A 23,286-nucleotide genomic window follows, 5' to 3' on the forward strand; every position below is an offset into this window, starting at 1 on the left:
CAGCATACTTCAATAATTCTGGTACAGAACTTTAATAATTCTTAAAATGAAAAAAGTAATACTGAGTTTACTTTTAAGCATAATTTTTTATACCGCTAATGCCCAAAAAGTGGCCATTATCGGGGCAAAACACTTAAATAGCACTGAAGATGGTGTTTCAATTCTAGCCTTAGATGATTTGGCTATAGGAGAGGTTTACTATTTTACAGATAATAATTATGATAATACATCGGACAAGTTTGTCTATGAATCAGACGGTGGTGGCAGTCCAATAAAAGAGTCTGTAGTGAAAATTACGGTTACAACTGCTATTCCAAAGGGAAGTGTTATCTATTTCAAAGAATCAGCACCGAGTTCCAGTAATGTTTTTACAGCATCTGTTACTCCTAGTTCTGGTGCTGTTACAGCGGTACATGTTGGAAGTAGTGGCTCCTACTCTTTAGGCAAATTTGGAGAGTCTATATACGTTTATACTGATAATAATGAAGACCCTGCTGATGGTGTTACGGAGATTCATGGTGCTTTTTTCGCGGGAACTTTAACAAGCACTAACCTAAGTGGTGGCCCTATGCCCGCCTCAGAAAACCCTAGCCCAGATTTTGCAAATGCTATAGTGGTACATAATTTCCCTCAACAAAATTATACTGTTTCGCCATATGATGACGGACTAAATAGAGTAGAATATAAAACCTCCGTTTTAGACAGAACAGATGTAACAAAAGTAGATTTAGAAAACTCTAGCAACTATGTTATGTTTGGCAGTGACCAAGATTTATCCACCACCAAATTTACAAACTTTAATCTTGTAGGCTCAAAACCTGTTGTTACACTTACCCGAAATTTAAGCCAGTTAAATGAAAACAGCTCCAGTAATTTCACATATACATTTGAAGTAGATGTAGCACCCACAAGTAATTTAGTTGTCAATTTTTCAGTAAATGGAAGTTTAGCAAACGGCATTGCAAATTTCGGTACAGACTATACCCAAACAGGAGCTACCTCAATGAACTCCACATCTGGCACCGTAACTATTTCGTCTGGAACCACGTCAAAAAGCATAGTCATAAATCCCACAGGAGATTTTGTTTTAGAACCTGATGAAACACTTCAACTGAGCATTACTTCTGGCTCAGAATATACGGCTGGTAGTCCAAGTGTAGCAAGCTCTATTATTAAGAATGATGATGTATTAACAGTGGTACCTGATGTTGCCATTACAGGCACCAGACATTATACAGACAATGAAGATGGTGTTAGCGAATTCTCTTTTACAGCCTTAAAAGGTTTATCGGCGGGAGCTTCGTATGTATTCTCTAGCAATCCCTTTAACAAAAGTACGCTACTCTTTTCCAATGTTTCCACCTACCCGTCAGAATTAAAATGGACAGTTCCTACAGGAGGCATAGCACGTGGTGATGTGATTGTGGTTAAAAAAACCGCTCACAATACATTTACAGTAACTAGAAATGGTTCTGCTACATCGGCTGGAACAGTAATAAAATTAAGCCCTTCAAAGAACTTTTATATTTCTCAATATGAAGGCTTTTTCAGAGCTCATACTGATACAGATGACAATCCATATAATGGCATTACGGCTATACATAGTCAGATTTTCACATATTCATCACCCAATTTTGGTGGAAATATGCCAGCTTCCTTAGACCTATCAACACTATACCCTGGGTCGGTTTTGGTAGATGGATTTCCCAATACTTCACCGCAAAGGTTAGAATACAAACCTACTTTAAGACCAGCCACTACGGTAGACCAAGCCGGTTTTGAAAATCCAGCAAATTGGTTGTATGCAGAAGCAATGCAAGATTTATCTCCTGTGCCCTTTAATAATATTATTGTTAGCGAAGGCTCTGCAAATCCAAAAGCTACAGTAACAATTTCTTCTGCTTCCATTTTAGAAGATTCAGAAACATCTGTTTATACATTTAGTTTAGATGAGACGGCCACTTCTCATATTACAATAAACTTTTCAGTAGCAGGTACTGCCACATTTCCTTCAGATTATACCGTTTCTGGTGCCAATTCTTATACTACATCAGTGGGCAGCATTACCATTCCCAATGGAGCCTCTTCAGCACAATTAACCATAAATCCAGAAGCTGATGACATCTTAGAAAAAACCGAAAATATTTTAATAAGCATTACTTCAGGTATTGCTTACGACGGTGGTTCTCCTGGAAATGCAAGTGTAAATATTTTGAATGATGATACTAATAATGCCACGTCAAAACTAGCCATCATAGGCATTAATCACTTAAGCCCCGCCAGCATGTCTTTGGTGGCTATGGATAATATTCCGGCCAATTCAACATTCTACTTTTTAAGAAATCAGTTTGACAAGAGTAGCCTTACTTTTGAAAGCGGCGGAAAATACAAACTGGTTACCCCTAATACTTGTATTCTTAAAGGAACTGTATTAACTATTACTGGTGGCTTGAATGGGCCTTTAACTGTAAATTGTAACAATACTTCTGACCTCCCTGAATGCGGTACAGCTACTATAATTGGTAGTGGAAATGTCTTTGATTTTTTAGATATCGGTACGCGTTACCATGTATATCAAGATGATGATGAAGACCAAACAAATGGCATTACACAAATTCATGCCGTTTTTAATACTGGTGGCACATACCCATCTAATCATACAGGAGGATTTTTAACATCTGAAGAGAATCCTAAGTCTGTCTATAGTAATGCCGTAGTGGTGGATGGTTTTCCGGCTGTTGCACCAAACCGTACCGAATTTGATGCTAGCAAAAGGAATATTAACATTTCAAGTAGTGCAGTAGAGAATATCTCAAATTACTTGCATGCACAGTCAAATGCGACCTTAAGTTTTACAAATTTTAATGCTCAAAATATTATTTATGTAGACTCGGCTGTAGTGGGTGGATTAGCAGATGGAACCTCATGGATAAATGCATATTCAAATATTCAATCCGTCTTAGAAACTTTTCAGTCAGACTGTGCTAACTATCAAGTTTGGGTGGCCAAAGGAACCTATTATCCTACCTCAGGTTCCGACCAAGCCATTTCTTTCGAACTCAAAAACAACTTGGCTATTTATGGAGGTTTTGAAGGTACTGAAACTGCCCTTTCTCAAAGAAATATCACAAACTATCCTACCATATTAAGTGGTGATTTGGGTACTATAAACGATAATTCAGACAATAGTTACCATGTAGTTAAAAGTGAAAACATACTCCAAACCGCTATTTTAGACGGCTTCATTGTTAAGAATGGAAATGCACAAACCGCCGCAATTATTACCAGTGGTGGCGGAATATTAGGACTAAACTCTAAGGCTATTATTCAAAATTGTACCGTCGAATCTAATTCGGCTGTTAGCGGAGCGGGAATATTTTTAAGCAGTGCCAGTCGCTCCAAGATTATCAATTGCATTTTTAAAAATAATGCTGCTTTAACGGATGGTGGTGGAGTAGCTGGCTCCAATAATTCTTGCTCATTTACCAATTGTCTTTTTGTCAATAACACAGCTGGTACCAATGGCGGAGCTATTCATAGCTCAAACAGCAATATGGCCTTTGTGAACAGCACTTTTAGTAAAAATAATGGGACTTTAGGAGACGCTGTTTATGTAGATGGTACTTCGCCCACCATTACAAATTCTATTTTTTGGAACAATCTCAATACTTCAGCCTCTGATATTTATCCTACAAGTGGACTTAATGTTTCCTATTCTATTATTGAAAACGGATATACGGGCACTGGAAACCTTAATCAAAACCCTTTATTTATAAATGCGGACAATAATTTTGGTTTGCAGGCAATTTCAGTAGCAATTGATGCGGGGCTAAATACAGCTATCCCCGATGGTATAAATGAAGATTTAATTGGCTCTGATAGACTAATTGGATGCTTCCTAGATATGGGAGCTTATGAATATATCAACCTAGATTATAACCCATTGTTAGTTTCTACCACAAATGACAATGGCTGTGGCTCGCTAAGATTTGCTGTAGAAAATGCCTTCTCTGGCGACACTATTCGTTTCTCCCCTACCATCGATGGCGATACTATTAAGCTTACTACTGGGCACATTTTGATTGATAAAAATTTGGTCATAATTGGAAACGATATAAGCAGTACAATTATTGACGGACAAATAAATAGTAATATTTTTAGAATTAAAACCGCTAAAAGTGTCATCATGGAAGGTATCAGGATTCAAAACGGAATAGCACACGGGGAGTCTGGTGGTGGAATTATTAATTACGGTAATCTGGTTTTTAGAAATTCTAAAATTATTAATTGTCAAGCGAATGTATCTGGCGGCGGTATATTAAATACGGGAAATCTGCAAGTCTTAAGAAGCACAATTTCAGGGAATAAAACTGACATCACGGGTGGTGGGGTTTTCCACTTTAGGGGAAGCCTAGTATTAAAACAATCTTCAATAACAGGGAATATTGCATATATAGGTGGTGGTTCTTCTTCAGGTTTAATTGGCGGGGGACTTCATTTACAAAATTCTAATGTTTCAATTGAAAGTTGCGTAATAAGTGGAAATAGAGCACAAGAGGGTGGCGGAATTTATGCTGCTAATGGTTTTAACTTAAAGAATAGCATTGTTGCGGGTAATTATTCTGATTTCGGTCCAGACATATCTACATTTAATGTATCTGGCTTAACAAGTGCTTACAGCCTGATAGGTAGTGATGAAGGAAATGGAGTACAAAATGGAGTAAATGGTAATTTAGTAGGAACAACTAGTGCACCATTAAGTGCAGAGTTTGTATCAAATGTGCCATCTACAACCACTACGAGTTCTACTATTTTAGGTGATTTACGTCTACAAGCCTGCTCACCTGCCATAAATGCAGCTTTAGCAGATACTATTGGCCTTAATCTTGGGAACAAAGATTTGGCAGGTAATCCACGGGTTTTTGAAAACAGATTAGATATAGGAGCCTATGAGTATCAAAGCATACTTCCAAACCCTCTGTTAGTTTACAATACGAAGGATGATGGCTGCGGTTCACTACGGTATGTAGTAGCAAACGCCAGCCCGGGTGATACCATCCGTTTTGATAATGTAATTGACATGGATTCCATAAAATTGACCTCTGGGCAGATTTTAATAAACAAAAATCTTGTCATTCTGGGTAACGGGATGGAAAACACCATTATTGATGGGCAAGCCAATGACAGGGTTTTTGAGATAACGTCCACCAAAAATGTATTAATTGCAGGCCTACTTATTCAAAATGGGAAGGCTAAAATAGTTGGGAACCAGTCCAAGGGTGGAGGTATTTATAATAGTGGACACTTGAGTTTAATAGAAGTGGCATTAACAAATAATGCTGTTCCTGCCACAACACAAGGTAGCGGTGGTGCCATTTATAGCACAGCGGGTAGTCTTATATTAAAATCAGTACACGTAAGAGGTAACAGCATCGAAAATCAGGCTTATATAGGATATGGTGGAGCCATACTGATAAAAAACTGCCAGACTGAAATCACTAATTCAATCATTTCTGGCAACAAGTCTGGCAATGGTTCTGGCAATGGTTCTGGTGGAGCAATATACATATATGAATCCGATGTCAAAATATACAATAGCACTATTAGTGGTAATGAGGCCAGTACTGGCGGAGGAATAGCCGTTTTTTATAATGCAAATGTAGATTTACGTAATAGTATAGTTGCCCAAAATAAAAGTTTCACCAGCGGGAATGACATTTATATCATAAATAATAATCCGAGTGTATTTTCAGGGGAGTATAATCTAATCAATGAGATTGTTGGAAATCATACGCTAACAAACACACTTAATGTGAATCCGTTTTTTGTAGAAAATGTTTCTTCGGCCCCGTCAAACTTAGGAGACTTTAGACTACAGTTTTGTTCAGAGGCTGTTAATTCTGGTACGGCAGACACCACAGGTCTTAACTTAGGTTTGGTAGATATTGCCGGAAACACCAGAGTCTATAATAATAGAATAGACATCGGAGCTTTTGAGCTTCAGTCAGTACCTGTTTTTGAACCTTTATTGGTAATCAATACTAATGACAATGGCTGCGGTTCGCTACGGTTAGCAGTAGAAAATGCTGTCGCAGGAGATACCATACGTTTTGATAATATAATTGATGGAGATACCATCAAACTTACTACTGGTCAGATATTAATAGACAAAGATTTAGTGTTTCTCGGAAATGGGAGACAAAATACAATAATAGATGGGCAGGCGAATGACAGGGTTTTTGAAATTGGTTTGGGAAAAGCGGTTTACATTCAAAAGCTAAGCATCCAAAATGGCGGTGGAACGAATAAAGGTGGAGGTATTTATAATTCTGGGAGTTTATACCTTACGAGTGTTGCAATTTTGAATAACCACGTCGCGTCAGCCGCATCTTGTTGGGGCGGAGGGATTTCTAATAATGGAACGCCTGCTTTCCTCTCAATAGTTAATTGTAAAATCAGTGGAAACAGATCTGAAGCCTTATCTGGTTCGTTAGCTTATGGCGGAGGCATTTATAATGTTTTGGGAGAGCTAATAATTAAAAACAGCCTTATAAGTGGTAATTTAGTAGGAAGCACTAATTCTACGTCATCTTATGGCGGAGGAATAAATAATAGATTAGGTACACTTACCATTTATAATTCTACTATTACAGGAAACCAGGCAGTTAACCGAGAAGACCCCTCCGCAACTTGGGCGGAAGGAGGAGGTATTTTCATGAACGGCGGAACTACTAGTTTAACTAATACCATTGTCTCCAAGAATGATGCTGATGACCTTTTTGGAAATGATGTGTATATATATGACGGCACCTTTACAGATAATGGTGGAAATTTAGTTTTTGACCCAGATGGTGGACATAACATTACCGACGGAAATAACTTAGACCCACTCTTTGTTCAAAATGTACCAACCGCACCATCCACAGAAGGAAATTTAAGGCTCCAACCCTGCTCACCAGCTATAAATACCGGAAAATTAGACACTATGGGGCTTGCTTTAGGCCTTTTAGATTTGGACGGAAACGTGCGTGTATTTGAAGATAGAATTGATGTAGGAGCCTACGAATTTCAAGAAAAACAATTGGTTTTCAGAAACCCAATAGCCGCCGAATTTAACAATATCTATGCTTGCGAGAACGGAAGCCTAAAATTAAGTTCAGGAATAAGCAGTAGTACTTTCACCTACCAATGGCAGCTTAGCACAGGTGGTACATTCGCAGACTTAACGGAATCAACACCATATAGCCATGTAACAAATGATAGCCTGTCTATTAATCCTTCATCGGTTTCATTGGACGGTTACCAATACCGAGCTATGATTTCTAATGGTTGCAAAACCATTATTTCTGATACCTTCACACTAAAGGTGGATGCAACACCATTTATAAGTTTGCAACCTGTAAGTCAAATTATTTGCCCAAATAATGAGGCCATTTTGGAAGTGGATGTCAATGGTGCTGGAATTTCATTCCAATGGCAAATTGACAATGGCAGTGGTTTTGTGAATGTGAGTGGTACAGAATATTTTGGTCAAAACAGCAAAAAACTCATCATCAGTAATTTTAATTATGCAAAAAGTGGCAAAGCTTTTAGATGTTTGGTTTATACCCCTTGTTTCCAAATTCCATCAGACCCAGCCACCATCACTATCAATACCGATGTCACGATTTTAGCTCAACCCATGGGTCAAACCGTTTGTGAATTTGGTACAGCCCAATTCATTGCTCAAGCAGTTAAATTAACACCAGGAGTTCTGAATTATCAATGGCAAAGAAAGGCAGAATTAGGCGTTTGGATTGATATAAATACAGGGGGCAGATACCTTGTAAACGACTCCCTCCTACTCATCAATAATGCACCTGCCAGCTGGAATAATTACGAGTACCGCTGTTTAATAAACGACTATTGCCAAACAGTTCCTAAAACCTTAAATGTAATTCCTGTAGCTCATGTCACTCAAAATCCAGTCAATCAGCAAATATGTGTGGGCAATAACGCAAACTTCAGTATTCAGGCAGCAGGTGAAGGGCTTACTTATCGTTGGCAAGTAAACAGCGGTTCTGGTTTTACAAACCTGACAGATGGAGGGGTTTATCAAGGAGCTACTTCGGCAAACTTGAGTTTAAACTTCCCATCTGCTGCTGTCAATAATTATCAATACCGCTGTGTAGTCTCAGGTAGCTCTTCGTGCGATATCGTGGCAGACACATCGGCAGTTGCTAGCATTAGTATAGGCGTTTCCGCAGAGGCACAATCCATCGTATATCATTCTCCTATCATCACTGATGATGGTGTAACACAGGCAGTTGGCTACATTTTGGGACTCAATGATATTTTAGCACCAAATGGAAAAGCAGAATATCGAGCAGGAAATGCCATCATACTTAACCCTGGATTTGAGGTAGAGGCAGGAGCAGTTTTCTCAGCTAAGATTATAAATCCTTGTCAAGTACTTAGTACAAGCTCAGTAATTGAATCAAGCGTTCCAAAAGAGAAGGTAAAGTAACAATAACTCTTTCCTGAGCTCCAAATCAAACTTAGTTTTACTAAAGTAAAGCATCTACTTATCTCAAATATTAAAAAGATGGGTAGATGTTTTTGCTCTTTCACAAGCTGTCAAAATCCATCTCCCTATTTTCCACCAGCTTTCTAGAGGACATGATTAGAATACTGCAAAAGACAAAAGTATTATCAATGATGTTTCATTTAAAAAATGTAATAGTAAACGGCAATAAATAGACTGATAGGACTAGCTATGCTAGTCCTTATTTTCCTTCAAAACTTCCCAATTGAAAGGTATAATTCGCTAAATTTACCTACCCTTCCGTATGTGGACGCTGAAAATATTTTAGCTAAATGTATGGTTCTATTGAACTAACCCAAAACGTAAAGCCTCAATGAAGTCAATTTTCTACTGCCTACTTTTCATTTCTTTATTGACCATTTCTTGTCAAAATCAATCAACAGAAAGCAGTGTCTCACTTTTTGATGGTGAAACGTTTAATGGTTGGGAAGGCGACACATTGAACACTTGGCGAATAGAAGACGGGATAATTATTGGTGGCAGCCTAAATGAAACCGTTCCTCATAATGACTTTTTGTGTACCACAAAGGCGTATGACAATTTCCACCTAAAGCTTAAAATAAAACTTACTGGAAGCGAAGGCTTCGTCAACTCAGGAATTCAGTTTAGAAGCGAAAGACTAAAAGAGCCAGCCTATGAAATGACTGGCTATCAGGCAGACTGGGGTGACAAATATTGGGCCGGCCTCTACGACGAATCTAGAAGGAATGTAACACTCATAGCTCCAGATTCTATCGAAGTGCTCACTTGGATAAAATTAAACGACTGGAACGACTACGAGATAAAAGCAGAAGGCAAAAGAATCAGACTATACATCAATGGTCACCAATCCATAGATTACGCCGAAGAAGACGAAAGCATTCCGCAGTCAGGCTTAATAGGTTTACAGATTCATGGAGGAGCTAAAGCCGAGGCCGCATTTAAGGATATTTCTATTGAAGCATTATGATTAAGTGAATCACACAGAATTCTTATGTTTCTTGAGACCAAATGACGTCATATAAAATCTTGAAAATATCGCCTGGAAAATGGCAATTATACCGCTATTTTTCAATCCAATTTTCCAGATCTTTTCTTAAAAAAATATCATATTCTTCTAAGCTTTCTACATAAATATAATTTTGCTTAAAATAAGGGTAGACATTTTTTAATTTGGCCATGGCCGTTAAGGTGTAATCATAATAGCTTTCTCTCCTATTATTTTCAACCAAGAAAAATTCAGGTCTATTTCTTACTAAATCTAAATAATATATATTCTCACTAAAAACTGTGGCATCTTGCGTTTGGTTACCAAATAACCTTTCAGGAACATTTTGATGGACAGCTTGATAAAAACCTGTTTCTACATGCAGCCGTGGTCGCCATCCAAATACAACCATCTTGGGGGTTTCAGGGCTTTTATTTCCAATGTATATTAATCTTTTTGAAAGTTCACTTTTATATATAGGCTGATATTTAAAGTCTATGTTTTCCGAATTTTGTTTAGTCGTTTCGAATGTATACCAAATTTGTATGAAGAAATAAAATACGGAGCAAATTAGAAAGCAATAGATATAGTTAGCTGTTTTTAAAACATTCTTATCGAGCCCATTAAACAGTAAAGCAATACCAAAAATAAAAGGAAGTATTAATATAGAATAGTAATGTCCATTAGCCATCCCTGGTTTTGAGACCGCATAAACCGAAGCCATCGTTATGAGAAAAAAGAAAATTTCTAATTCAGTAATTCTTCGTTTATAAACAACTTTACCCGTATTAATAAGCACTATCACTCCAAAGATGTATTTGAAATAATACCCCATTATAGCACCAGTGCTGGATCTAGATAAGAAGGAAAAATAAATGTTTTTCCAAATAGAAGCTGGTTTTCCGTAGGAAAAATTAGTCACTATATAAAACTGAAAGAAATTATTTATTTGATCATAATACCAGAGATATACCAGGAGTATAATCGATGGCAAAATTCCCCAGAAGGAAAACCATAGAAGTTTTTTATATGAAAACTTCTCATTTTTGAAGAGGTAGAGATAGAAACTAAAAAACACCAAAATTAAGGCAATTGGCACCACTTGTAGCTTAGTATATGGAACCAATCCCATTAAGAAATAAAAAAGAGCTTGTAAATAGCTATTTATCTTATAATCTGTTGAATAACTTAACGATAACAAGAAAAAACCAATAGATAAAAAAAGTATTCCGGTAACTTCATTATAAAAATGATTAATCTCAATCGTAGGGGCTACAGAAAAGAAAACTATTAAGTAAATAGATGAAAGTGCGGCAATTTTTTTATTGAAAATATTAGTGAAAGCTGCTATTAAAAAGGCAAGAATTAAGATCGAATAAATTATCCAAACGACTCTTGAGCTTGCAAAATCTGTTTCAAATCCTAGAACAGATGGTATAGCAAAAGATAATACTTGAATTGGACCCAATGTAAAAAAATCGATACTTCGCCATAAGACGGGGTCAAGTTTAAAAATCCCCAAAACTTCACTTAAATTAATGGCTTCGTCTTCATTAAGAGGCCTGTTGTAAAACAGAAATACTATTTTGAAAGAAATAAATAATAATAGTGCAAAAGATATAAAAGCCCGATCGTATTTCCATTTTCCAAAACCTTTAGAAAAGAAAGAAAAATAGATTAATCCTATAAAAAAGAAAATTTGAAAATATATTAAATTCATTTAAATGTTTTTATATAAATCATTTTTTCAAAACTATAAACAAGGAACTTCCGAAGATAGTTGATGGGATAAATCGGTCTTCCCAGTCTGAAATATAGTATAATAATTTATTAAGAATTGGAGCTGGTACTTCCACGTCTGATTGGATGTTTTCAAAATCGACTTTCAAAAAACGCAATTTAAATCGCTGAAATGCACGTATAAAAAATATTAAAGGCGAAAGAAATAAACTCCAATAAATGCTTTGCTTAATTTGGGGTACCTTTTCCATTTTGCATATTAATAGATTAAAATCATTCCAAACAAATCTTCTTTTAGCACCTACTGCGATGTCATGTATCCCACTTAAAACTTCAAAGGCTTGGTTATTAGCAATTAACACCCCTTCATTAAGCACCTTAGACATTAAACCATTGAAAGCAGTTTCAAAACTCGTATCTTCAAATTGATACAAGACATCATTGCATATGACCACATCAAATTGGCCTAAATCTTTGTCCTCTTTCAATTCAAGGATATTTCTTTTATTTACAGTTATATCCCTTAAACCACAAAACTCCACGGCATCTTCTGAAAAATCAAAACCTTGAATATTAGTATATCCTTCCAATTTGAGTACTTCCAACATGCCACCGGTTCCGCACCCGGCATCTAAAATTGAGATGCTTTTGTCCTTAGGAAATTCATCTTGAATGGCTCTTAATACTTTATTGTGAAGTGTTTTATACCACCATAGCGTTTGTTCAGTTTCAAACATTTTTTGGTATTCGCTTCTGTTAATAAGCATACTATTTTATGATTTTTTTCCTGACCAAATACTGTGGATTCCCTTTTAGCAACATATATGTTTTACCAACATATTCGCCTACCAAAGCCAAGGAACATAAAATTACCCCGCAGAAAAAAATAATTACAGGTGAGCCCCATTCTGGAATAACACTTAAAAAATAAAGAAGCATATAGCATATAGAAAGGAAAATTGACAAAACTCCTAAGCTCATAATGAGTCGTAAAGGCAAAAGAGAATATCCAAAAAATACGGTAAAGACTAAGGATACTAATTTGCGAATAGTGTATCCAGATTGGCCGTCTTCTCTTGCATTATGAATGACTTCTTGTTTACCGATTCTATCTGTTAAAAAGAAAATAATGCCATCTAAGTAAGGGTAAGGAGTTTTAAATTTTATAATTTCTTTCACCATTTCTTGACTTAAAAGCTTGAAACTAGATAAATATAAATCCTTAGGTTTTTTGAGTAAATATGTAGCACAATAATTTACAATAACACTTCCTAACTTTCGGAAAAATGAATGTTTTTTTTCAGGATAATAGCTGTAAACCACATCATGATCTTCGTTTTTTGCACATTCAATAAGCCTTAGAATTTCAGAGGGTGGATTTTGAAAATCATCATCAATGATGACAACAAATTTGCCTTTTGCATAATTAAGCCCGCACATAACCGCATTGAACTCGCCAAAATTCTTGGAAAGCGATAAAGCATTAATCCTAGGTCTATTTTTTGCAAGATTTAAGCAAACGGTCTCTGAATTGTCTTTACTTCCATCATTCACCAAAACAATATCGTAATCAAGGTCTTTTAACTCATGTTCCAGAACTGAAATCAAGGACTCCAATCTTAATGCACTATTATAAATGGGAATTACAACTGAAAGTTCTTTCATAAGAATTAAAATAAATTCACCGACATAATAATATAGTCAATCTGAGCATCTGTAAGGCTTTGATTGAGCGGAATACTTAAGGTTTCTTTATGTAACTTTTCAGTAATTGGAAGTGACAAGTTTGATAAAAAAGTTAAAGCCATTTGTTTGTTCGGGGGAATTGGGTAGTGAATTTCCGTACCAATCCCACAATTAGATAAATAAGTTTTCAATTCATCTCTACGACTACAAGTAACAATAAACAAATGCCAAGAGTCTTCATCTATAGTATCGCTTTTGGGTAAGCTTATTTTTTTGTTATTAATTTCTAACAGATACCTTTTCGCAATCAATCGTCTTTTAGTTGTAATCTCCTCCAAATACATTAGTTTCAAATTTAAAACTCCTGCTTGTATTTCATCCAATCTGCTATTTCTTCCTAAGAGCTGAAACGAATACTTTTTATCTGACCCGTAGTTTCTTAATTTTCTTATTTGATCATTAAGTGCCTTATCATTAGTAATAACACACCCGGCATCACCCAGTGCACCAAGGTTCTTGGTAGGATAAAAACTATATGCAGAAGCATCAGAAAATGTAGCAGATTTTCTATTCTTAAAAGTTGCTCCATGCGATTGTGCATTATCCGAGAATAATTTTAATCCAAACTTATTGCAGAGATTTCTAAGAATGACATAATCAGGACATTTTCCGTATAATTCCACTGCAAATATTGCACTTGTTTTTGGCGTTATTTCGGCCTCTATTTTATGGACATCTATTAAATAGGTGTATGGATCGGGCTCTACTAAAACTGGTATTAATCCAGCATTTACAATAGCCAAAATTGTGGCAAAGTAAGTATTGGCTGGAACAATCACTTCCGAGTTATTTGGAAGATTAGACGCCATCAAAATTAGTTCAATTGCATCCAATCCATTGCCCACACCAATAGCATATTTTGAGTTACAATACTGAGCAAAAGATTCTTCAAAACCAATAAGCTCTTTACCCAAAATATACCAACCCGAATTTACAACATCTTGAATTTTATCATTAATTTCAGCGAGGTATGGCTGATTAATTAAGCTTAAATCTAGAAAAGGAATGGTCATTTAAGCTATTATTAATATTCGTAATCTTAAAAACAAGGCTTAAGCTGATTAGCTTATTTAAACATTTCATCAACGAAAGAAAACTCATAGGGCTCGTCAATGTAATCCTCAATATTATAATATTCGTTTGCCAAAACCAGCAAAATGCAATCTTCCGTAAAATTTTTCATCTGATGCCAATCTTCCGGGTATAAAAGCAATCCATGTTTATTGTTTTCTAGCAGAAAATAATTTTGGTTTTTGCCATTATCGCAGTAAACCTCACATGATCCTTTTATAGCTACTAATAACTGACTTGTTTTTTTATGCCTATGCCCTCCTCGAATTGCTTTATTATCAACATTTTTAATATAATAAACTCTTTTTATGGAGCCAGTTAAAATCTTTTCAAGTACTGATAAGTTACCATTCCCAGTAGAAAATTCATTAATTTCGAATAGTTTGGCCATGACTTATTTTGGCAAGTATTGCACTTTTAGTTTTTTAAATAGGGCTATTGGGTGATAAAACAAACCAAAAAAAAAAACATTACCTATTTTTCCAGACAATCTTAAGATAATTTCTCTGAACATCGCTTGTATTCAATTTGCTAGATGGCTAACATTTAATTTAACCTTCAATCCTTAGAAATAAAAAGTTGATATGAATATGAGATTTTGTGTCAAAAAAATATTCATCCTCTATATCACAATCGACTGTTCCCATGCAGCTAACGTGCAAATAGACTGAATGAATTATAAATAGCTGTTCTTAAGGCATTTTAGATCTCTAAGTTTGCGTGAATTGTTTTTCTTGAAGGAGTTCCTCTACGATTCGTTTTTTTGAACGGACAGACGGCTCTAGTAGAATGACGACCTCTCTGACAAGAAAAAGTTTTCAATAAAACATTTAGAAACAGAGTAAAGCAATTGTCCAACACTATCAAAACATTTCCATTATCTTTAATTGACAAAAAGCTTCAACCCGATAAAAATGCTAAAAAAGAAAATTCTGATACTCGGATTGTCATTCCTGCTTATAAGCCAAATAACATTTGCCCAAGAAAAAATAGACCGAGAATATACTCTAGAAGCATCCATGCTAGGCTTCTTCTCTAAAGACGGCACTCGAAACCCGACTTTAAAAGCCAATAAAGGCGATGTAGTAAAAATCACAATTACAAACACCGAAACCATGACGCACGACATCGCCATGGAAAAACGCGACATAAAAAGTAACACCTTAAACGAAAAAGGAAGTAGGACCAGCATCACTTTCACGGCTGTAGAGAGCGACATCTATTACTGTACCGTGCCAGGTCATAGGGCTGCGGGGATGCTGGGCAAATTTGAAGTAGTAGAAGGCGATTTAAACCTTCCGAAAATTATAGGAAGTCTGCCTACCAAAGATGGCAGACTGCTAAACCTAAACTTTGAAACAGGGACACTACAAGATTGGACGGCAGAAGGAGATGCGTTTATAAACCCCGTTTTCTTACAAAATCCTTCTCCAGTTCATGACAAAGACATGAGTATCGGAGGTGAAGGCAAATATTTCTTGAGCAGTGGCGGCACATTACATCATGACCTTAAGGGCACTTTGACCTCAACTTCTTTTACAGTTACCGCACCTTATGCCGCTTTTAGTATTTCTGGAGGTGCTTTAGCAGATACCCGTGTAGAACTGGTTTTGAAAGATAATAACGAGATAGTTTTCAGTTCAACTGGTCAAGGTCGCTCAAATTTACAACCTGTAGTGGTGGATTTACGGTCATATTTCAGAGAAGAAATGTTTATCCGAATCATTGATAATGAAACTGGCGTATCGCCAATCGCTTATATTGGTAAAGATAAATGGGCTCACATAAACTTTGATAATTTCCTTTTTTATCCAGAACGCCCAAACTTCACTAACGAACTTAACAAAGAGGATATCATCATAATGCCACCGCTAGACCTCATTTTAAATTCGGGTTTATCTGGTATGGAAGCCACTAAGGCTATGACTCCTCCTGAGGGTTTTACTATTACTTTGGCGGCAGCTGAACCAGAAATCATCAGACCTATCTGTTTTACCATTGACCCTAAAGGCAGGCTTTGGGTGGTAGAAGGCCACACCTACCCTACTCCCGCACCAGAAGGAGAAGGCAAAGACCGAATATTGATTTTAGAAGATACCAATGGAGACGGCACTTTGGACAAAAAGAAGGTCTTTATGGAAGGACTAAACTTGGTTAGTGGCATCGAAATAGGCATGGGTGGACTTTGGTTAGGAGCTGCTCCTAATTTCCTTTTTGTACCTGTAAACTTTGAAACTGACAAACCTGCAGGGTCACCACAAGTATTACTAGACGGATGGGGAACGCAAGACACACACGAAGTACTAAACAGCTTTAGATGGGGACCAGATGGCTGGCTATATGGCACACATGGCTTGTTTACCCACTCAAATGTAGGAAAACCAAACATACCAGATGCCGAACGCGTCAAAATAAACGGCGGGGTTTGGCGATATCATCCCACTCGTCATGAATTTGAGGTATTTGCCCACGGCACCAGCAACCCTTGGGGCTTGGATTTCAATAATTACGGACATCCTTTTATTACCGTTTGTGTGATTCCGCACATGTTTCATGTCATACAAGGTGCCAGGTATCATCGCCAAGGCGGCCAGCACTTTAACCCATTTACTTATGACGACATCAAGACCATTGGCGACCATGTTCATTATTTAGGAAACAGAGGGCCACATGCGGGTAATTTTAGGTCGGCAGCGGCTGGCGGAGGACACGCTCACTCTGGTGCTATGATATATCTTGGTGGAAGCAATTGGCCAGAAAAATATCATAATAACATCTTCATGAATAACATTAATGGAGCTATAATGAATGTGGACGAGCTCACCAGAAAAGGCTCTGGATATGTGGCTTCGCATCAAAAAGACTTTATGGCCATGAACGATTCTTGGTCTCAGTGGCTCAATTTTAAATACGACGCCAGCGGCTCTGTCTGGGCCATTGACTGGTATGACCAAAATCAATGTCACAGCCCAAACCCTGATGTACACGACAAAAGTTTAGGTCGAATTTTCAAAATAACTTATGAAGGCGACCAATGGGTGCAAGTGGACTTGTCAAAAGCCACAGACATGGAATTGGTCAACTATCAATTACACGAAAACGAGTGGTATGTAAGAACGGCCCGCACCATTTTGCAAGAGCGTGGCGGAAGTCCTGAGGTTTATAAAGCATTAAAAAACATGCTTAAAACTAATCCAGATACTGCAAAAAAACTCAGAGCCTTATGGACACTTTATGTGACCAATGGCATTTCAGAAAAAGAGTTAAATGCACTGCTTACGCACAAAGATGAAAACCTTAGAAGTTGGGCTATTCAATTATTGACAGAAGAAAAAACGGTTTCAAAAACCACTTTAGAACTTTTTGAAACCATGGCTAGAAAAGATAAATCTCCTTTGGTCAGACTTTATTTGACATCAGGAATGCTAAGACTAGACCCAAGCCAAAGATGGAAAGTGATGGAAACTCTGGTTCAAAAAACAGAAGACGCCGAGGACCAAAATTTACCACTCATGTATTGGTACGCTACAGAACCTTTAGCAGAATTAGATGCTAGCAAAGCCTTAGCTCTTGCCGAAAAGTCCAAAGTACCTAAGATACTAAATTACATGATTCAACGTGTTGGAGCTATTAATACCCTAGCATCAAAACAAGCCCTCAAAAACCTAAGCGAAAAATGGTCAAAATCTGGTTCTCATGAGCATCATGAAGAAATGATGTTGATTAAAGAGCTAATTAAGGGAAAAAGTAACGCCGAATTACTATTTTCTAGTTAAGATGAACATAAAGAATGATTACCTTATTTCCGCCTGTACTGTCTGAGCACGTACAAAACTCTTTAGACAAATGATTTTCCGCCCTTACTTTGTTAGAGTTTTGTAGGTGTGAGTTTACAGACGGTCGGCCGCTGCCGGGTAACTTTTTTTGGTTCGTTTTTTTGAAAAAAAATGAACGCTGGCGGCAAGCCTCCCCGCTGGAAAGCGAGCGAATAAAAACGCTTTTATAAACAAATTTCATTATCCCTTAAAGCCAATTTATAAGGTCTCATTTTTTTCAGCAATAGACTCTTTCATATCAAGCGAAATGGAACATAGTAAAAACTAATTTCCTACCAGAATAAAGCTCTGAACTAATAAAATCTACTTAACTTGTTTCTTTTAAAACAAGCCCCAAACCAATTAGAAAATGTCTAAAAACCTTATTGCCTTATTCCTCCTATTACTAAGTTTTAACATTAGTGCTCAAGAACAAGAATTCAAATGGCCAAAAGGCAAACAAATGGCACTGAGCCTTACATGGGATGATGCCCGACCAAGTCAGGTACAAATTGGCACAGCTATTTTGAATAAATATGATACCAAAGCGACCTTCTATGTTTTACCTAGCCCTGTGTATGATGAACTTAGCGGCTGGAAGCAAGCCGTAAAAGATGGTCATGAAATAGGAAATCATAGTTATAATCATCCTTGCTCTGGTAATTTTTTATGGGCACGTAAAAACGCACTGGAAGAGTACAGCGAATCAAAAATGGAGTTGGAATTTGAGGCTTCAAATGAGAAAATAGCCCAAATGCTGGGTGTTACCCCTACTCAATTTGCCTATCCTTGCGGACAAACGTTTATTCAGCGAGGTACAGAAACAAAAAGTTATGTTCCGCTTGTAGCAAATAAATTCCTGTCTGGCAGAACATGGCTAGACGAGGTTCCAAACGACCCTGCTTACTGCGATTTGTATCAATTAACGGGTGTAGAGATGGATGGTAAAAGCTTTAAAGAAATCTTGGCCATCATTGATGCAGCAAGAAAAGATGGACTTTGGCTTGTTTTAGCTGGTCATGAAATCAACAAAGGTGGACTACAAACCACCAAAACAAAAACCTTAGAAAAACTCCTAAAATACCTCAACAAAACAGAAGCTATTTGGGTAGCACCCGTAGGAGAAATCACAGAATACGTTAAGGCGAATAGGGAGTTGGAGTGATGGTTTGGCAGTAACTTTCTGCACTATGATTAAGTTGATTAAATGAGAAATATAAATATTCTGATTTAACATCTAAGGTTATTGGATGTGCAATGACTGTCCACAGTGCCTTGGGAAATGGTTTTCAAGAGGTTATTTATCAAAGAGCATTACAAATAGAATTTGCGGAAAATGGAATACGTTTCAGCCGAGAATACGAAATGTCCATCTTCTATAAAGAGCAGCATATAGGAACTAGGTGAGTGGACTTTTTAGTAGAAGATGTTATTTCTGTTGAACTTAAAGCTGTAATTAAAACAGAAGATGTTCATTTAGCTCAAGCCATAAACTATTTAGAAGCCTATGACTTAGAAGTAGGTCTCTTGATAAATTTTGGAACAAAAAGTTTAGAATTCAAAAGACTAATCAAATTCAAACAAGCGGCTCAACGGAAAATCAGGCAAATCAAAGGTTAAGACAGCGGGAGCTAAGCTTCTTTCTCTTGATAAAAGTTGGCTATAAAAGGCACTTAAAGCAGAATTTACCACTCGATAAAAATAATAGCATTTCATGACTATTCGGCGTAATTTGAACAAATAACAGCCCCTTATAGCCGTAAAATGAATAAGTTCCCTAACGCCTTAGTCATTATCATAGCCGCCATTTTGCTTTCTTGGCTTCTTACCTATGTGATACCACAAGGTACATATGAAAGACAGACCAATAGTGAAACGGGCATAACTACGGTGGTTAATAATTCATACCAAGAAATCAAAGTCGACAAGCTTTCAGCCTTTGATATGCTACTGACCATCCCTCGTGGTATTCTTGGCAGAGCAGATATTATCGTTTTGATTTTACTACTCGGAGGCTGCTTTTATGTCATTGAAAAAACGGGAGCCTTAACTGAAGGTTTGAACAAATTGGTTCAGATTCTAAACGGCAAGGAAGTTCTGGCTTTGCTTATTGTCACCGCTCTTTTTGTGGCTGCAGGAGCTACAATTGGCATGCAAGAAGAAGTCATTGCCATGACGCCTATCTTATTGCTCTTTGGACGGAGTTTAGGCTATAATACCTTTACGGTGGTTTATATGAGTTACGGCTCCACGGTATTGGGAAGTTCACTAAGTCCGTCTAATCCTTTTGCTGTATTTATTGCTCAGAAAGAGGCAGGACTTCCTTTACTTTCTGGAGGGCAATTCCGTTTAATTGTACTGTTCATAGCATTTCTAATATGGATTTCTTATCTGATTTATTATGCCAATAAAAACAGGATAGCCAAAGTGAAAATGGAGTCTCATGGCAACTCTATTAGTCTTAGAAGTAAAATCATTTTGATTTTACTTTGTCTTACATTTATAGTCGTGATTTATGGTTTATTAAAACTCGACTGGGGCTTTAATGAAATGTCGGCTTGCTTTTTTGCCTTGGGAATTGCCGCAGGTTTAATAGCAAAAATGGGACTTAACGGCACTTCAGAATCCTATATAGCCGGTTTTAAAGAAATGATTTTTGCTGCTATGATTTTAGGTTTGGCAAACGGTATTTCCCTTGTTTTAAAAGAAGGGATGATTATTGATTCTATTGTCTTCGGACTTTTTGCTCCTTTAAAATCGCTTTCTCCGTCAGTTTCGGCAGTTATTATGATGGTTTCTCATTTTGTCTTGCATTTTCCTATCCCCAGTTATTCTGGACAGGCCGTCATGACCATGCCCATCTTAATACCGCTTTCAGATTTAATAGGCCTTAGCAGACAAACCTGTATTTTGGCTTATCAATACGGTGCGGTTATGGCAGATATGATTGTACCCACCAATGGTGCATTAATGGCTATTTTGGCCATAGCAGGAATTCCTTATAACAAATGGCTGAATTTTGCACTAAAACCTCTGATGTTCATTTTACTGCTATGTGGCTTTGCCATCATGGTAGCGGTTTTGAGGGGATATTCATAGTCTCAATAAGTTTAATCTTGTTGAACTATTATAATTGAAAAAAGCCTATAAAGCGGATTTAATTTCAATGAGCCAATGCCTTAAAATATCACTACATGTTTCCCACTTATCGCCTTAAAATTTATGCTTGAAATTGATTAGAGCCAAAATCAGAGACTGAGCCCGTTTTCAATGTTAGGTTTCTCACCCTTCCAAGTTTTAAAAGAGATGGTTTGTCATACGGCCTTCTATTCAGTTTTTGACGCAAATTCAGTTTTCCATGTTTCATCATTAAAGTAGTGTGGTTTGTCAAAAGAAATTATTTTCTACACAATTTGGTCTTTTGACTACGAAAAAACCACATATAACACTAAAATATGGCTAATTAATTATTTAACGGCGACACTTTTGTTTCAGACATTGTATAATACATCATAAATAACTATCAGTAAACAGTTTGACAGTTCTCAAAAGAAAACATTGACGTATAGATTTACGTTTCAACCCTCCAATCAATCTATTCAAATACACTTTCACCTTGATTTAACCCGCATTAGACAATCTCCCGATTTTATCAGTACCGTAGCTAAATTGCTTAAAATCAGCACATTTCGACAAGCTCAGTATAGACGTTAACCCATTTATTCCACTTTAAAACTTATTGCGATTCTACAATGCATAAACCAGGAAAAAAATCCAGTACTATTTTATGACCACAAACTCACAAATTAATGTCAAAAAACAAGCTAAAAAGTGTATTTAAATTCTTCTAGAAATCAGTCTAAAATTAATTCCCAGCTGACGTATTGGAATGTACTTTTTTAGAATCAAATTCGCAGCAAAATTTAACAATAGTAAATAATGCTATCACAAAAGAATACCTTTCTTTTCATTGCAATATCCCTTGCAATAGCCTCCATAATTAACGTTTTACAAAATTTAAACTATATCACATTACCCGAACTAGTTCCTACATTAAGCAGATGGTTGTTTATACTGTCCATGATCTATTTTGGTTTTCAGAAAAAGTCTTTGACCGCCTGGATATTAATAAGTATGATCATTGGTGCAGAAATAGGAAATGACTTTCCAGCTTTTGCTGTGGAACTCAAAGTGATTAGTAAAATATTCATCAAGTTAATCAAGACTATTATTGGCCCATTACTTTTTGCCACACTAGTTTCGGGAATTGCTGGGCATTCAGATTTAAAGCAGGTTGGAAGAATGGGATGGAAATCTCTGCTTTACTTTGAAGTAGTTACCACATTTGCCCTATTTATAGGTTTATTTTTTGCGAATTGGTTGAAGCCAGGAGCCGGAATTATGCAGATGCCCGGTATATCAGAAGAGCTTCCGCATGCTGAAGCCCAAACGTGGCAAGATGTTTTACTTCACGTTTTTCCCGAGAATATTGCGAAATCTATTGCGGAGGGTTCTACACTTCAAATTGTGGTATTTTCTGTTCTTTTTGGAATTGCTCTAGCCATGCTCGAGCATAAAAAAAGAGCGAAGATGGTCGCCGGTATTGAATTACTTTCTGAGGTGATGTTTAAATTCACAACCATCGTCATGTATTTTGCTCCATTTGCGGTTGGTGCTGCCATTGCAGTTACCGTAGGTCACATGGGTTTTGACGTCTTAAAAAACTTAGCAATGCTTTTGATGTCCCTTTACTTGGCATTAATTGTATTTATTTTAATCATTTTGGTGCCAGTCATGCTTTTGATTAAAGTCCCTATCTTAAATTTTTTAAAGACCGTTTCTGAACCTCTTTCTATTGCGTTTGCCACAACCAGTTCAGAGTCTGCTTTACCTAAAGCCATGGAACAAATGGTGAAATTTGGCGTGCCAAGGCATATTGTTTCTTTTGTAATGCCTACTGGATATAGTTTTAACCTAGACGGTTCAACATTGTATCTTTCTCTGGCTGCAATATTTGTCGCACAAGCCGCCAATGTAACATTTCCTATAGAACAGCAATTAATCATGATTTTCACCCTCATGCTCACGAGTAAAGGAGTGGCAGGTGTACCACGGGCTACCTTAGTCATACTCCTAGGAACGTTGGCATCTTTCGGTCTTCCAGAATGGCCTGTACTCTTAATTATCGGGATTGATGAATTAATGGATATGGCTCGTACCTCGGTAAATGTATTCGGCAATTGCTTAGCAACTACCGTTATTGCCAGATGGGAGGGCGAATTAGATGACGAAAAAATGAATGCTGAAGTAGTGTTAGATTAACGACAATACTGTAGCCTAAAACCAAGAAAAAAGCCTCTGAT

Annotated in this window: 11 protein-coding genes and 1 pseudogene; 7 read left to right on the forward strand and 5 right to left on the reverse strand. The window is 36.9% G+C overall.

The genetic code is table 11. The features are described from left to right. The first annotated feature begins 46 nt into the window (after positions 1-46). Both ACSBFT_RS08910 and ACSBFT_RS08915 read left to right on the forward strand, forming a co-directional pair. Positions 47-8,506: a choice-of-anchor Q domain-containing protein gene (locus ACSBFT_RS08910; protein WP_489604335.1), complete on the forward strand. Its 8,460-nt coding sequence runs from the start codon at positions 47-49 to the stop codon at positions 8,504-8,506. Positions 8,507-8,897: 391 nt separating this feature from the next. Then, positions 8,898-9,533 (forward strand): 3-keto-disaccharide hydrolase, encoded by a 636-nt coding sequence (locus ACSBFT_RS08915; RefSeq protein ID WP_489604336.1) that lies wholly within the window; start codon positions 8,898-8,900, stop codon positions 9,531-9,533. 94 nt (positions 9,534-9,627) lie between these two features. Here ACSBFT_RS08915 and ACSBFT_RS08920 read toward each other — a convergent pair whose 3' ends face one another. Genes ACSBFT_RS08920 through ACSBFT_RS08940 form a run of 5 tightly spaced genes read right to left on the reverse strand, consistent with a single transcriptional unit; the run spans position 9,628 to position 14,499 of the window. After that, complete coding sequence (locus ACSBFT_RS08920; RefSeq protein ID WP_489604337.1) at positions 9,628-11,271, reverse strand: hypothetical protein; 1,644 nt, start codon at positions 11,269-11,271, stop codon at positions 9,628-9,630. Between the two features lie 19 nt (positions 11,272-11,290). After that, positions 11,291-12,058: a class I SAM-dependent methyltransferase gene (locus tag ACSBFT_RS08925; protein WP_489604338.1), complete on the reverse strand. Its 768-nt coding sequence runs from the start codon at positions 12,056-12,058 to the stop codon at positions 11,291-11,293. A 1-nt stretch (position 12,059) separates the two neighbouring features. After that, positions 12,060-12,956 carry a glycosyltransferase family 2 protein gene (locus ACSBFT_RS08930; RefSeq protein ID WP_463046897.1) on the reverse strand — a complete coding sequence of 299 codons (897 nt, stop codon included), beginning with the start codon at positions 12,954-12,956 and terminating at the stop codon, positions 12,060-12,062. A gap of 5 nt (positions 12,957-12,961) precedes the next feature. Continuing rightward, the gene (locus tag ACSBFT_RS08935; protein ID WP_463046896.1) at positions 12,962-14,050 is read right to left on the reverse strand and encodes a DegT/DnrJ/EryC1/StrS family aminotransferase; all 1,089 of its coding nucleotides are present in this window, start codon (positions 14,048-14,050) and stop codon (positions 12,962-12,964) included. A 53-nt stretch (positions 14,051-14,103) separates the two neighbouring features. Next, positions 14,104-14,499 carry a sugar 3,4-ketoisomerase gene (locus ACSBFT_RS08940; RefSeq protein WP_463046895.1) on the reverse strand — a complete coding sequence of 132 codons (396 nt, stop codon included), beginning with the start codon at positions 14,497-14,499 and terminating at the stop codon, positions 14,104-14,106. 523 nt (positions 14,500-15,022) lie between these two features. On the opposite strand from ACSBFT_RS08940, the gene ACSBFT_RS08945 reads away from it, so the two are divergent. The 5 genes and pseudogenes from ACSBFT_RS08945 (at position 15,023) to ACSBFT_RS08965 (ending at position 23,245) form a co-directional block, all read left to right on the forward strand. Continuing rightward, on the forward strand, positions 15,023-17,884 hold the full coding sequence (locus ACSBFT_RS08945) for a PVC-type heme-binding CxxCH protein (protein ID WP_489604339.1): 2,862 nt from the start codon (positions 15,023-15,025) through the stop codon (positions 17,882-17,884). Positions 17,885-18,293: 409 nt separating this feature from the next. Continuing rightward, positions 18,294-19,088, forward strand: a complete 795-nt coding sequence (locus ACSBFT_RS08950) for a polysaccharide deacetylase family protein (protein WP_489604340.1) — start codon at positions 18,294-18,296, stop codon at positions 19,086-19,088. Between the two features lie 53 nt (positions 19,089-19,141). Beyond that, positions 19,142-19,543: pseudogene (locus ACSBFT_RS08955) on the forward strand (GxxExxY protein); the annotation flags it as partial. A gap of 144 nt (positions 19,544-19,687) precedes the next feature. Continuing rightward, a complete protein-coding gene (locus ACSBFT_RS08960) occupies positions 19,688-21,022 on the forward strand; it encodes a YfcC family protein (RefSeq protein ID WP_489604341.1) in 1,335 nt (444 codons plus the stop codon). Between the two features lie 840 nt (positions 21,023-21,862). After that, positions 21,863-23,245 carry a dicarboxylate/amino acid:cation symporter gene (locus tag ACSBFT_RS08965; protein ID WP_489604342.1) on the forward strand — a complete coding sequence of 461 codons (1,383 nt, stop codon included), beginning with the start codon at positions 21,863-21,865 and terminating at the stop codon, positions 23,243-23,245. Positions 23,246-23,286: the final 41 nt, after the last annotated feature.

The organism is Arcticibacterium sp. SM2516 (assembly GCF_057914865.1).

Bases quoted from the DNA above. Each gene is read 5' to 3' on its own strand.
- ACSBFT_RS08910 (WP_489604335.1), top strand. From the start codon at position 47: ATGAAAAAAGTAATACTGAGTTTACTTTTAAGCATAATTTTTTATACC.
- ACSBFT_RS08915 (WP_489604336.1), top strand. From the start codon at position 8,898: ATGAAGTCAATTTTCTACTGCCTACTTTTCATTTCTTTATTGACCATT.
- ACSBFT_RS08920 (WP_489604337.1), bottom strand. From the start codon at position 11,271: ATGAATTTAATATATTTTCAAATTTTCTTTTTTATAGGATTAATCTAT.
- ACSBFT_RS08925 (WP_489604338.1), bottom strand. From the start codon at position 12,058: ATGCTTATTAACAGAAGCGAATACCAAAAAATGTTTGAAACTGAACAA.
- ACSBFT_RS08930 (WP_463046897.1), bottom strand. From the start codon at position 12,956: ATGAAAGAACTTTCAGTTGTAATTCCCATTTATAATAGTGCATTAAGA.
- ACSBFT_RS08935 (WP_463046896.1), bottom strand. From the start codon at position 14,050: ATGACCATTCCTTTTCTAGATTTAAGCTTAATTAATCAGCCATACCTC.
- ACSBFT_RS08940 (WP_463046895.1), bottom strand. From the start codon at position 14,499: ATGGCCAAACTATTCGAAATTAATGAATTTTCTACTGGGAATGGTAAC.
- ACSBFT_RS08945 (WP_489604339.1), top strand. From the start codon at position 15,023: ATGCTAAAAAAGAAAATTCTGATACTCGGATTGTCATTCCTGCTTATA.
- ACSBFT_RS08950 (WP_489604340.1), top strand. From the start codon at position 18,294: ATGTCTAAAAACCTTATTGCCTTATTCCTCCTATTACTAAGTTTTAAC.
- ACSBFT_RS08960 (WP_489604341.1), top strand. From the start codon at position 19,688: ATGAATAAGTTCCCTAACGCCTTAGTCATTATCATAGCCGCCATTTTG.
- ACSBFT_RS08965 (WP_489604342.1), top strand. From the start codon at position 21,863: ATGCTATCACAAAAGAATACCTTTCTTTTCATTGCAATATCCCTTGCA.